The organism is Mitsuaria sp. PDC51 (assembly GCF_900113225.1).
GTDB lineage: Bacteria > Pseudomonadota > Gammaproteobacteria > Burkholderiales > Burkholderiaceae_C > Roseateles.
Genome location: NZ_FOZE01000002.1, coordinates 459,077 through 471,188 on the forward strand (window position 1 = coordinate 459,077; position 12,112 = coordinate 471,188).

Below are 12,112 nucleotides of genomic sequence, written 5' to 3' on the forward strand. Positions count from 1 at the left end.
GCCGGCGTCCGAGGTGGTCGCCGGCGCGCACGATGCTTCGATGCTGAGGATCTTCCGATGAAAGCAGTGATTCTGGCCGGCGGCTTGGGTACCCGGCTGAGCGAGGAAACCGCCACGCGGCCAAAGCCCATGGTGGAGATCGGCGGCAAGCCAATCCTGTGGCACATCCTGAAGATGTATTCCCACCATGGCGTGAACGACTTCGTGATCTGCTGCGGATACAAGGGCTACGTCATCAAGGAGTACTTCGCCAACTATTTCCTTCACATGTCCGATGTCACCTTCGACATGCGTCACAACCGCATGGAAGTGCATCACAAGCGTGCCGAGCCCTGGAACGTCACGCTGGTGGACACCGGCGACGACTCCATGACCGGCGGACGCCTGCGGCGCGTGGCCGACTACGTGAAGGACGAAGAGGCGTTCTGCTTCACCTACGGCGACGGCGTGGGCGACATCGACATCTCCGCCACGATCGCATTCCACAAGTCGCACGGCAAAGCCGCCACGCTGACGGCGACCTATCCGCCCGGCCGCTTTGGCGCGCTGGACATCCGCCAGCACCAGGTCATGAGCTTCAAGGAGAAGCCCAAGGGCGACGGCGCAATGATCAACGGCGGCTTCTTCGTGCTGTCGCCCACGGTCCTCGACCACATCGAGGGCGACGCGACGACTTGGGAACAGGAGCCGCTGAACACCTTGGCCGAGACCGGCCAGTTGATGGCGTACGAGCACACCGGCTTCTGGCAGCCGATGGACACGCTGCGTGACAAGCATCTGCTGGAGTCCCTGTGGGCATCTGGCAATGCGCCCTGGAAGATGTGGTCATGAGCTCGACGCAACGGACCTCGCCGACCTTCTGGAAGGACAAGCGGGTCCTCCTGACCGGACACACCGGATTCAAGGGCAGTTGGCTCTCCCTGTGGCTGCAATCGATGAAGGCCGTGGTACGCGGCGTGTCGCTGAATCCGCCGACGGAGCCGGCGATGTTCAATGTCGCTCGCGTGGCCGAAGGCATGGAGCATCGCGTCGCCGACATCCGGGACTTCACCGCGGTGAAAGCGCAGATGGAGGAGTTTCGGCCCGAGATCGTCCTGCACATGGCGGCCCAGCCCCTGGTGCGTCTCTCCTACCAGCAGCCGATTGAGACCTACGCGACCAACGTAATGGGCTCGGTACATGTCCTCGAGGCTGCCCGTCATGTGGGTTCGGTCAAGGCCATCGTCAACGTCACGACGGACAAGTGCTACGAGAACCGCGAGTGGGTGTGGGGCTATCGCGAGGACGAGCCCATGGGCGGCCACGATCCCTATTCCAACAGCAAGGGCTGCGTAGAACTGGTCGCCTCGGCCTACCGCAAGTCCTTCCTGAAGGAGGCTGGCATCGCCATGGCGACGGCCCGTGCGGGCAACGTGATCGGAGGCGGCGACTGGGCGCTGGACCGGCTGATCCCGGACATCCTGGGCGCGCTGCAATCGGGCAAGCCGGTGCTGATCCGCAACCCGCACGCGATCCGTCCCTGGCAGCATGTGCTGGAGCCACTGTCTGGCTACCTGCTGCTGGCCGAACGGCTGTACACGCATGGGCAGGCCGATGCCGAAGGCTGGAATTTCGGGCCGCGCGATGACGACACCCGCCCGGTGCATTGGATCGTTGAGCGCCTGTGCGATGCCTGGGGCGAGGGCGCGAGCTGGACCCTCCAGCCTGGCGACCACCCGCACGAGGCCAGCTTCCTGAAGCTGGACATCTCCAAGGCGCGACAGCGACTGCAATGGGCGCCGCGCTGGACGCTGGAGACCGCGCTGGCGCGCATCATCGACTGGCATCGCGCGTGGCTGTCGGAGCAGGACATGCGCGCCTGCACGCTGGCCCAGATCGAAGCCTTCCAGCGTGACGATTGATTCGAGACCAGGACCCGCAATGACACGACGCCTCCTTCTCACCGGCGCCAACGGATTTCTGGGGCGTGCGTTCCTGGGCGCCGCCGCGCCCGGCACCGAGATCGTTGCCCTGGGCGGCCGGAGGCAGGCCCCGGTACCGGGACTCGCGGTCGACCTCCGCGACAAGGACAGCGTGCGCGCGGCGGTGCGCGAGGTACGCCCCACCCACGTGTTGAATTTCGCCTCGCTGGGCGTGACGCGCGACCAGAGCACCTTATCGGACCTCCTGGCCGTCAACACAGTCGGCGCGCTCCATCTCGTGGACGCGCTGGTCGAGGAGGGTCTCGCCGCTCAGACCTTCCTGTTCGGCACGGCCTATGAATACGCGGATTCGATGCAGCGACTGGGCGAGTCGGCCACGTTGGAGCCGAAGTCGCCTTACGCGATCTCCAAGACGACGTTGTTCCACAGTCTGAAACAGTATGGCGACGCTTTGCCGCTGACCTTCCTTCGCCTGTTCAACGTCTTCGGCCCCGGGGAACCAGCGGAGCGGCTCATTCCGTTCATTGCCAGCAAGGCGCGCGCCGGCGAGGAGATCCCCCTGACCGGCGGCGAGCAACTGCGCGACTTCATGTTCGCACCTGACCTCATCGCTCTGCTGCACCGCCTAGTTGACGTCCCAGCCGACACGGCGTCGGGTCTGCGCACGCTCAACGTCGGAACGGGCGAGGGCATCAGCCTGAAAACGTTCATCGGCTACGTGGCCGCGGCGCTGGAACGCCAGGGGCTAGCACCGAAGCTAAGGTTCGGCGCCCTGCCCTACCGCACGCATGACCCGATGCGATGCGTGGCCGACAATGCTCTGCTGAGCACGCTGCTGGGCGAGCTGACCTTTACCGACCTCCAGATCGCCGTCGACAAGACCGTTCTGGCACTCCATGAGCACTGATCTCTATCAAATCATCGAGCGGCGAAAGCTGGTCGACGAACGCGGCTTCTTCCTGAAGACGATGACCGGCCTCGAGCCCGACTTGCCGGTCGAATTCGGTGAGATCTACGTGATTCGCGGCGATCAGGGCAAGGCGCGCGCGAACCACTACCACGATGTCGCCACGGAATGGTTCACCCTGCTGGAAGGCCAGGTGAAGCTGAACCTGCGCCACGTCGACACTGGGGAGTCGGCCTCGCTGCTGCTTAGCGACGATGTGCCACGCACGGTTCGGATCAACCCGCGGGTGGCGCACTCCCTGATCGGCGTCGATGGTCGCGACTACCTTCTGATGGCCTACACCGACCGACGCTATGACCCGGTCGACACCGTCGCCCATCCGCCGATCGAGCTGTGAAGCGTCGTCATGCGCCGGCACGCCCGCGACGCCTGCAGCGCGCCGCACACGCGCCCCTCTCATGAACGGGATCCGTCTCCCCGCCTTCCTCAAGCACCGGCCCGAAGCCCGGGCCTTTAGCTCGAACGTCGCCTGGCTCCTGGGGGACAAGCTGACGCGGTTCCTGGTCGCCATCTTCGTCAGCGCCTGGGTGGCCCGCTATCTCGGTCCGGAGCGCTACGGCGTCCTGGCCTATGCGATCGCCTTTATCTCCATGTTCCAGGCGGTGTCGCTGCTAGGCCTTGACAACTTGATCGTGCGCGACATCGCGGCCTCGCCTGCGCAGGCCGGCCGCGTCCTGGGGACGGCGCTGCGTCTGCGGCTCATCGCGGCGGGAATCTCCTATCTGGCGCTGGGCGCCTGGATCGTGCTGTTCCAGCGCGAGGACATGACGGTCTCGGTCGTTGTGCTCCTGGCCGGACTAGCGATCCTGTTCCAGGTGTCCGACGTGATCGACCTGTGGTTCCAGAGCCGGATCCAGAGCCGCCGTACTGTCGTCGCCAAGATCTCGTCCTACTTGGCGACGGCAGTGTTCAAGGTGCTGCTGATCCAGCTCGGCGCCAGTCTTCCGGCCTTCGCTGCGGCCAACGCCCTAGAGACCGGGCTCGCCGCCATCGCCCTTGTCATCGCCTATGCCGGCTACCGGACCGAACGGCGCTGGGAATGGGACGGCGCACTGGCGCGCGCACTGCTGGCACAGTCGTGGCCGCTGCTGCTGTCGGGCCTGTCGATCCTGCTGTACATGCGAGTCAGCATCGTGTTCCTCCGCGAGTCGGCCGGCACGGCCGAGGTGGGCTTCTATGGTGTCGCGGCCACGCTGTCGGAGATGTGGTATTTCATCCCGATGGCCCTGGGCAGCAGCATCGCGCCCATCGTCTCCCGCCAGCGGGCCGCCGGCAGCGACGCTCATCGCCGCACGCTGCTCAAGGCCTTCGCCGGGATGTGGGCGCTGTCACTTTCCGTGGTGGTCGTGAACATCCTGGGCGCACGGCTGTTCGTCGGTCTGCTCTACGGTCCACAGTACGCGGCCTCAGCACCGCTGCTGGCCCTGCACGCGCTGACCTTCATCCCCGTCTGCCTGGGTGTGATGCAGAGCGTCTGGCTGATCAACGAGGGCCGTTCGAGGCTCGCGCTCCACCAAGCACTGAGCGGCGCATTGACCGCCCTCGTCCTCAACCTGATCCTTACGCCGCGTTACGGCGCATACGGCGCGGCCATCGCTACCGTCGGCGCGCAATTCGTGCAAGCCTTTCTGGTCAACGCCCTGCTGGCCCCAGACCTGTTCCGCCTCCAGTGCGGATCGCTGCGCATTCTGAAGACGCTTCGTTCATGAATGGCCCGACGACACCAATACCGCCGACGCTGAGCATCTGCATCCCGACGCTCAATCGCTGCGCCCTCCTGTGCGCGGCGCTGCGTTCGATCTACGCCGCCGGCTGGGACCGCCGGCGCGTCGAGGTCTGCATTTCCGACAACGCCTCGGAAGAGGACTACGGCGCATTGCACGCCCTGCTGGCCGAAGCGCCTCCCGGGCTGAGCGTGCGTTATCTGAAGCAGCCCCGACGTCTGCCCATCGACGCCAGCATGTATGCCGTCCGCAACATGGCGAGCGGAGACTATCTCTACTTCCTTGGTGACGACGACCATTTCCTGGACGGCGAGGCATCGCGGCTGCTGACGCTGATCGACCAGGAGGCGCCCGACCTGGCCATCTTCAACGGCATCCTCATTGATGCGGAGGACCGGGTAGTTGGCAACCATTTCCAGCTGCCGCCTCGGACCTACAACGACGTCTTCCAAGCTTTCGACGACTTGCGGGACAAGGGTATGTTCGGCGCGGTGCTGGTGCGTTCGGCGCATCTGCAGGCGGCCCACTTTGAGGCGCTGTTCGGCACTGCGCACGGCTACGGCTGCTACTGGTTTTCACTGCTCGACGAGCGGCACCTTGGCGGACGGGCACCGAAGATCATGATCCCCGGCTTCGCGCTGGTCGCGTTGCGCATGGCGGCCAAGAGTTACAACTTGCTGGACGTGTATTACCGGCAGATCCCCTACGAGATCGCCGTCTATCGACGGCATCTGCCGGCGGGCCGCGCCCAGCGGGCAAACCTGCGCTTCGAGCGCGCCTTCCATCGCAAGATCGCATCGTTGCGCTTCCTCCTGCCTATGCGTGCCGCGGGGATGTCGATCCTCGACATCGAGGCGCTCTACCCGGCTTTCCACGACCGCCATGCGCTCAAGCTGAGGTGGGCGGATTGGCTGGTGCGTTCGGGCGCGTTTGCTCGGCTGAAGACGATCTACCGGCTGCTCCGCGGCAGGAGCACGCGTCCATCATGAGCGTACTGCGCGTCACCCACTATTCCGGCGACCGGCTCGGCGGGGCGGCCCGCGCGGCCTACCGCCTGCATCAGGCACTTGGGGGTCGGCAAGAGGCCTTCTCGCGCATGGTAGTAGCCGACAAGACCAACGACGACACGACCGTGCGCGGCGCCAGTCCCCGGCTGAGTTCGCGGCTCGCCGCAGTGCTCTCGCCCACGCTCGATGCGCTCCCGCTGCGGCTGGGCGCTCCGCCCGACGCCATGCCGCGATCGACCGGCTGGTCGGGTCGCATCGGGGCCGCCGCGATCAATGCGGAGCCGACGGACTTGGTGCATCTGCACTGGATTTGCGCGGGTTTCCTGTCCATCGAAACCATCGGTCGCATCCGCAAACCCGTTGTCTGGACCCTGCACGACATGTGGGCCTTCTGCGGCGCAGAGCACCTCGCCGAGGACGGCCCCGGGGCACGGTGGCGCCACGGCTACGACCCCGCCCTGACAACCGGCCGTTTCGACGTCGACCGTTGGACATGGCGGCGCAAACGGGCGCATTGGCGGACGCCGATGCGCATCGTCACGCCCAGCCGGTGGCTGGCGCAATGCGTGGCCGACAGCACGCTGATGGGCGCATGGCCCGTGTCGGTCATTCCCAATCCGCTGGACCTGTCCCGGTTCAAGCCGATGGACCGTGCGGCCGCGCGCCGACTGCTTAACCTGCCAGCCGAAAAGCCGTTGGTCCTATTCGGGGCCATCCGCGGCACCCAGCTCTCCTACAAGGGCTGGGACCTTCTGCAGCCCGCGCTGGCCAAGGTGGCCCGCGAACAGCCGGGCGTTGAGGCCGTGCTGTTTGGACAGAGCGAGCCGTCGGACCCTCCGCGGTTGGGGCTGCCGTTGCACTGGATGGGACATGTGTCCGACGACTTCACGCTGTCCGCGCTCTACAGCGCGGCCGACCTGCTGGTTGTGCCCTCGCGCCAGGAGTCTTTCGGGCAGACGGGCTCGGAAGCACAGGCCTGCGGCTGCCCGGTCGTCGCCTTCGACGCGACCGGACTGCGCGACGTGGTCGCCCACGGCGAGAGCGGCCTGCTGGCCCGCCCTTTCGACAGCGGGGACCTGGCCGACGCGATGCTTGCGGTACTCCGCGACGACGCGCGACGAGGCGTGATGTCCGTCCAGGCGCGCGCGCGCGCTGAACGTCTCTGGTCCTACGACGCCGTCGCACGACAATACCTGGATCTCTACCGCGACGCCGTCCCCCGGTAAGCGGCTCCTCGGACACGACCAGTCTCATGAACACTGCCACCGACGCACCGGCCCGCCCGGCCGCCTCGCCGCATCACGCCCCCGCCGGGGGCGATCGCCCGCTGATCACGATCGCCACGGTGGTGCGCAACGGCGCGGCAACGCTCGACGCCACGATCCGTAGCGTCGCCGCCCAGACCTTCGCGGACATGGAGTACATCGTCGTGGATGGCCGCTCCACCGATGGAACGCTGGACATCCTGCGGCGGCACGAGACGCACATCACCACCTGGGTCAGCGAGTCCGACAGGGGCATCTACGACGCGATGAACAAGGCCCTGGCGCTCGCCAGGGGACGCTGGCTGCTCTTTCTCGGCGCCGACGACACACTGACCGCACCGGACATCCTGGAACGCGTCGCCGCGCGCCTCGACGACGCCGACGCGGTCTTCTACGGGGACGTCATCCTGAAGTCCTCGGGCCGGGCCTATTGCGGCGAGATGAGTGCCTACCGGCTGATGCAGCAGAACATCTGTCACCAAGCGATCTTCTATCCCGCCGGAGTCTTCCGGTCCAAGCCCTACGACCTCGATGCCGGCCTGCTGGCCGACTACAAGTACAACATCGAGCTCTGGGGCGCGGGCGTGCCGTTCCGGCACATGCCGCTTGCTGTCTCCCTGTTCGAGGACGCCGGGGCGTCCAGCCGGCCCGACGAGAAGTTCGAGTCGATGCGACTGGCGCTGATCGACCGGCACCTCGGCTGGCCGTACGGCTTGGTCAAGCGCGTCCGCAACCTGCTGGTGAAGGTACGGAACCGGCTGACGCGCCCATGAGCCCGCTGCTCTACCTCGTCACCATCTCGGACCAGCTCGAGACCTATCTCGCGCTGCTCCTGCTCTTCGCCCCGCTGCACTACTGGCTGGCGCGACGACTCGCGGTCAACCTCTTCGACCCGCTGTTTCTGGTGATACTGGCCGACTGGTTCGGTTTCACACTGGTCAGCTTCATGTGGATCAACGGCGATATCCGCGCGGAGCACCTGCAGTACTACATGGCCTCGCAGGCGGCGCTGTACGCGGCGCTGTTATATGTGAAACGGATGAACGCCGGCCTTTGCGCGCCGGCCTTCAATCCGCCATACGCGCTCGTGAACTGGGTGGTCTTCTTTGCGTTGCTCGTGCACTTCTCGGCCACCGCGGTCAAGTGGGGGCTGACCGGCATCCCGCTGTTCAATGCCTCGCGGCTCGGCGCCTTCGCCGGCTCGGGAGGGCTCGGGATCATCGAACGCTTCGAGACAGGCGCCTTCTTCATACTTAGCTTTTCCGGCCTGCTGCTCTGGACGAAGTTCCGGTCGCGCGCGACCTGGATGACGCTGGGGGTCGTGGTCTGGCTGCTGGTGTACATCGCGTTCTCGGGATCCAAGGGCGCGCTGCTCAGCATCCTGCAGGTCTACTTCCTGGTCCGCGTGCTGGTCTCCTCCGACCGGTCTCAAACGAGCTTCATGGGAAGCCGGCTCGGTGGCATCGCGTTCGCCGCAGCCGCGGTGTTCTCCTTCATCGTCCTGGCCGTGCAGTCGCAAGGCGACTTCGAACAGGTGCTGGTGAACTTGGCATTCCGGCTGGTGAGCTTCGGCGACATCTACATCTACGCTTATGTCGACGACACGATGCGCTACATCCAAGGCGACAACCCAGTTGTCGGGCTGTTCGGGGGCGCGCTCAGTACCTTCCGCGTCATCCCGGGCGATTGGATTTACAAGAACATGGGGCTGCAGTTCACGGAGATCATCTTCCCCGGTCTGGACTACCTCGCGGGCCCGAATCCGCGCCACAACGTGTTCGGCTTCCACTTTTTCGGCTGGTGGGGCGTCGTGTATTCGGGCCTGCTGGGGCTGGCCGTGGGCTGGCTGCAAGCCCACGTCTACCAGCGCGCGCACCGCGGTTTCTTCGCGGGACTGACGGCCTTCCTGCTGTACTTCTCGCTGGTCAGCGTCAGTGGCGACTTCGACTACGCGCTGTCCACGCTGTCGAGCATCCTGCTCGCCTCGATCCTCGTGCTCATCCCGGCACATCTGTTCTATCTGGTGGGCCGCTCGGTCCGCCCGTCACGCGACCATGCACTCCGTTGACATCGCACTCGGCCTCTACAACGGCGAGACCTACCTGCCCGAATTGCTCGAGAGCCTGGAGCAGCAGACCTTCCAAGACTGGCGGCTCGTCGTCCGGGACGACGGCTCCACCGATGGATCCTTAGCCCTCGTGCGCCGCTGGTGCGAGCAGCGAGGACGGGCGTTGAAGGTCGTCGAAGATGGGCTGGGCAACTTGCGCGTGATCGGCAACTTCTCGGCCTGCCTGGCCGCAACCGATGCGCCCTATGCCATGCCGGCGGACCAGGACGATGTCTGGTTGCCCCACAAGGTCCAGGACGCCGTCACGGAGATGCGCCGGCTGGAAACGGAGTGCGGCAGTCAGACGCCCATCGCGGTCTACTGCGACCTTGAGGTCGTCGACGCGTCGCTCAGGCGGTTGCACCCCTCGTTCCTGGAGATGCAGGGACAGGGTTCGCGCCGGGTGCCCACATTGGCGCAACTGCTCACGCAGAATGTCGCCCCGGGCTGCTCAATGATCATTAATCGGTCGCTGCTCAAGATCGGCTTGCCGATCCCCGCCGAGGTCGCGATGCACGACTGGTGGCTGATGTTGTTGGCGCGCGCGCTCGGTCGGGTGGCGCATCTGCGCAAGCCGGGCATCGCCTACCGGCAGCACGGTGGCAACCAAGTCGGTGCCCGGCGCGGCGGGCTGATGGACCTGCTGGGACAGGCCCGTCACGGACGAGCCGCCTACCGGTCGCGCCTTCGGCAGACTCGCACGCAGGCGGAGGCGCTGGCCCTGCGCCTGCCCGCGGACCATCCGCAACGCGCGCTCGTGCAGACCTATGCCTCGCTCGGTCAGTTGCCGAGGCCGCTGCGTCAGTGGCGCGCGTGGCGCGAAGGCTTCGACAAGGTGGGCTTGGTGCGCAATGTCGTCTTCTTTCTCCTGATGTGATCCACGCATGCAACTGACTGCCTCGCTAGTTCTCTACAACAACGCCCCGTCGCTGTTCGAGAAGGCCATTGGGTCCTTTCTCGCGGGGCACAGCGACGGCGTGCTGCACGTGGTGGACAACTCGCCCCAGCCCCTGAAGAGCGACTGGTTCCGACATGAGCGGGTGCGCTACCACCACGTGGGACGTAACCTCGGCTTCGGTGCTGGGCACAACTTGGCCATCCGCCAGCTTTCGGGCGATGGAGCGCACCTGCTGCTGAATCCCGACATCGAATTCGACCCCTGCGTGCTTCCCGTGCTGCTGAAAGCCTTGGCGGCGTCACCGCAGGTGTCCGCCCTGATGCCCCGCGTGCTTTATCCCGATGGCACGCCGCAACACCTATGCAAATTGCTGCCGACACCCGCCGACCTGTTCGCCCGTCGTTTCCTTCCCTCCCAGACTTGGCGGGAGCGCCTGAATCGCGGCTATGAATTGCGCGACCTGCCCCTTGACCGCCCGAGCAACGTGCCCAGCCTGTCGGGCTGCATGCTGCTGATCCGCTCGCGCGACCTGATCGCGATCAACGGGTTCGATGAGCGCTACTTCATGTACATGGAGGACGTCGACCTGGTGCGCCGGCTGGGGGACCGGGGAGAGACCCGCTTCGAACCCGAGGTGCATGTGACGCACGCCTATGCCAAGGGCTCGTATCGCAACAGCCGTCTACTGAAATACCACGTCGTGTCCGCGATCAAGTACTTCAACAAGTGGGGCTGGCTGATCGACCCCACACGCCGGCAGCGCAACCGCGCGGTACGGTGCCAACTGCCGGCCTGACACCCTAGCCCTCGTGGATCGTCGGTATGCGTCAAGGCGCCCGCGCGCGGAGCGCGCTGACCAAGTCGAACAGTTGGTCGTTCGAACGATACGCCGACAGGTCGACCGGACGGCCTACAACCGCGACGATCAGCGGCACCGAGCTGTCCCGCAACAGCTCGGCGCCTGAACAGCGCGCCGCCGAATAGGTCCCGTTAGAGCACCATTCGCGCACCCGCAACGGGTGGTCGGAGGTGATGACGATCCGGGGCCCGGAACCGCCCGCGCGCGCCGCCAACTGCCGGGCGGATCGCGCCACGATCGCGGCCGCGTGGTCGACGCCGGCCGCATAGTGCTCGGCCAGGGAGGCCTCGGGCCCCGCCGCCGGCGGGTGCGGGACGGGGAGATGGGCAAATAGGACGCCGCCATCGCGCCAGAACGGCGCCTCCCAGTAAGACGATTCCACGCGACGGACCAAATCCAGCCAAGGCGTGTTCTGCGCCCGCAGGCAGGACGCCGCCAGCGGGATGTGCAGCCTTCGACCCAGCGCGCAGCCGACACGGCGGGTATCGCTGAACACGGATGGCGGCGCCTCGCGCCTGCACCAGCGTAGCCCTTGCATCGCGCAGTAGGGGTGGTAGAAGCCGACCACATCGATATCGGGCCAGCTCGCCTTCACATTTGAAAACTCCAGCAGATCGAGACCGCTGCATATCGCCGTCGGACCGCAGGGCCGCGCCTCCGAAAAGGGCCGTCGTAGCCACATGGCGGGAATCACCTTGGCCGTGGCATCGCCAACCGCCGTCACGGCGCGGCTTGAGACGACCAACCCCTGAGCCTCCAGGGCCCGGACCACGGGTCCCGAGGCCTTGAAGCTCAACTCATCCAGCAGGAGGACCAGCAACGGCCCACCGTCGTCGTTTTGCCGCGCCTGCGCAGCCAGGGAGGCGCCGGACCGATTGCCGATGTCTGGCCACGTGAGCTGATCGGAACGGAGGGTCACCGCGACCGGAGGCACGGCGACGAAGGCGATGGCCGCCACGGTCAGCGCCACCGGTCCCCGGGACGCGGCCCAGCGTGCCAGCGATTCGCCCCAGCGGTGGTCGCAGAACCCCAGGAGGGCCCAAACAGCCGCGGATGCGGCCAGCGCCTCGACGAAGTGGGTCAGCTTGGGGCCGTTCCCCGGCACCGTCCATAACCAGAGCCCCACTGCCAGCAGGAAGTGCCGGACCGGAAGACCCGTGCGGGGGCCGTCCGTTGAGCGCGGCCTGAATCGCCGTAAGGTCGCGGTGAGCAGCAGGTCGCCGGCCACCAGGAGCGGAAAGACCGCCAGCCATGCGAAATTGTCGACCTGCGCGAGCATGTCGTGATAACGGTCGCGCATGCCGACTTCCGCGAGCGCGGACAGCCAGACCAGGGCGGCCAGGATCTGCAGCCGATGCTTCAT

At 66.1% G+C, this 12,112-nt stretch carries 12 protein-coding genes; 11 read left to right on the forward strand and 1 reads right to left on the reverse strand.

Annotated elements, in window-relative coordinates:
• Positions 1-57 precede the first annotated feature (57 nt).
• The 11 genes from rfbF (at position 58) to BM393_RS13495 (ending at position 10,686) form a co-directional block, all read left to right on the forward strand.
• Positions 58-831 (forward strand): glucose-1-phosphate cytidylyltransferase, encoded by a 774-nt coding sequence (gene rfbF / locus BM393_RS13445; protein WP_091726703.1) that lies wholly within the window; start codon positions 58-60, stop codon positions 829-831.
• A complete protein-coding gene (gene rfbG, locus BM393_RS13450) occupies positions 828-1,901 on the forward strand; it encodes a CDP-glucose 4,6-dehydratase (protein WP_091726706.1) in 1,074 nt (357 codons plus the stop codon). The genes rfbF and rfbG overlap by 4 nt, the downstream gene beginning before the upstream one ends.
• A 19-nt stretch (positions 1,902-1,920) precedes the next feature.
• Positions 1,921-2,829, forward strand: coding sequence for an NAD(P)-dependent oxidoreductase (locus BM393_RS13455; protein WP_091726710.1), 909 nt, complete (start codon positions 1,921-1,923; stop codon positions 2,827-2,829).
• Positions 2,819-3,226 (forward strand): hypothetical protein, encoded by a 408-nt coding sequence (locus tag BM393_RS13460; protein WP_091726715.1) that lies wholly within the window; start codon positions 2,819-2,821, stop codon positions 3,224-3,226. The genes BM393_RS13455 and BM393_RS13460 overlap by 11 nt, the downstream gene beginning before the upstream one ends.
• A gap of 61 nt (positions 3,227-3,287) precedes the next feature.
• Positions 3,288-4,598, forward strand: coding sequence for a flippase (locus tag BM393_RS13465; RefSeq protein WP_175538336.1), 1,311 nt, complete (start codon positions 3,288-3,290; stop codon positions 4,596-4,598).
• Complete coding sequence (locus BM393_RS13470) at positions 4,595-5,602, forward strand: glycosyltransferase (RefSeq protein WP_091726722.1); 1,008 nt, start codon at positions 4,595-4,597, stop codon at positions 5,600-5,602. Before BM393_RS13465 ends, BM393_RS13470 begins: the two co-directional genes overlap by 4 nt.
• The gene (locus BM393_RS13475) at positions 5,599-6,846 is read left to right on the forward strand and encodes a glycosyltransferase (protein ID WP_091726725.1); all 1,248 of its coding nucleotides are present in this window, start codon (positions 5,599-5,601) and stop codon (positions 6,844-6,846) included. The genes BM393_RS13470 and BM393_RS13475 overlap by 4 nt, the downstream gene beginning before the upstream one ends.
• A 26-nt stretch (positions 6,847-6,872) precedes the next feature.
• Positions 6,873-7,658 (forward strand): glycosyltransferase family 2 protein, encoded by a 786-nt coding sequence (locus BM393_RS13480; protein ID WP_091726729.1) that lies wholly within the window; start codon positions 6,873-6,875, stop codon positions 7,656-7,658.
• A complete protein-coding gene (locus BM393_RS13485; protein WP_091726734.1) occupies positions 7,655-8,953 on the forward strand; it encodes a hypothetical protein in 1,299 nt (432 codons plus the stop codon). Before BM393_RS13480 ends, BM393_RS13485 begins: the two co-directional genes overlap by 4 nt.
• The gene (locus BM393_RS13490; protein WP_091726738.1) at positions 8,940-9,869 is read left to right on the forward strand and encodes a glycosyltransferase family 2 protein; all 930 of its coding nucleotides are present in this window, start codon (positions 8,940-8,942) and stop codon (positions 9,867-9,869) included. Before BM393_RS13485 ends, BM393_RS13490 begins: the two co-directional genes overlap by 14 nt.
• A gap of 7 nt (positions 9,870-9,876) precedes the next feature.
• Positions 9,877-10,686, forward strand: a complete 810-nt coding sequence (locus tag BM393_RS13495) for a glycosyltransferase (RefSeq protein ID WP_091726742.1) — start codon at positions 9,877-9,879, stop codon at positions 10,684-10,686.
• Between the two features lie 31 nt (positions 10,687-10,717).
• Here the strand turns inward: BM393_RS13495 and BM393_RS13500 are convergent, their stop codons facing one another.
• Entirely contained in the window at positions 10,718-12,112 is a 1,395-nt protein-coding gene (locus BM393_RS13500) for a hypothetical protein (protein WP_091726745.1), read from the reverse strand.

Bases quoted from the DNA above. Each gene is read 5' to 3' on its own strand.
- BM393_RS13490 (WP_091726738.1), top strand. From the start codon at position 8,940: ATGCACTCCGTTGACATCGCACTCGGCCTCTACAACGGCGAGACCTAC.
- BM393_RS13460 (WP_091726715.1), top strand. From the start codon at position 2,819: ATGAGCACTGATCTCTATCAAATCATCGAGCGGCGAAAGCTGGTCGAC.
- BM393_RS13495 (WP_091726742.1), top strand. From the start codon at position 9,877: ATGCAACTGACTGCCTCGCTAGTTCTCTACAACAACGCCCCGTCGCTG.
- BM393_RS13470 (WP_091726722.1), top strand. From the start codon at position 4,595: ATGAATGGCCCGACGACACCAATACCGCCGACGCTGAGCATCTGCATC.
- BM393_RS13475 (WP_091726725.1), top strand. From the start codon at position 5,599: ATGAGCGTACTGCGCGTCACCCACTATTCCGGCGACCGGCTCGGCGGG.
- BM393_RS13465 (WP_175538336.1), top strand. From the start codon at position 3,288: ATGAACGGGATCCGTCTCCCCGCCTTCCTCAAGCACCGGCCCGAAGCC.
- rfbG (WP_091726706.1), top strand. From the start codon at position 828: ATGAGCTCGACGCAACGGACCTCGCCGACCTTCTGGAAGGACAAGCGG.
- BM393_RS13500 (WP_091726745.1), bottom strand. From the start codon at position 12,112: ATGAAGCATCGGCTGCAGATCCTGGCCGCCCTGGTCTGGCTGTCCGCG.
- BM393_RS13485 (WP_091726734.1), top strand. From the start codon at position 7,655: ATGAGCCCGCTGCTCTACCTCGTCACCATCTCGGACCAGCTCGAGACC.
- rfbF (WP_091726703.1), top strand. From the start codon at position 58: ATGAAAGCAGTGATTCTGGCCGGCGGCTTGGGTACCCGGCTGAGCGAG.
- BM393_RS13455 (WP_091726710.1), top strand. From the start codon at position 1,921: ATGACACGACGCCTCCTTCTCACCGGCGCCAACGGATTTCTGGGGCGT.
- BM393_RS13480 (WP_091726729.1), top strand. From the start codon at position 6,873: ATGAACACTGCCACCGACGCACCGGCCCGCCCGGCCGCCTCGCCGCAT.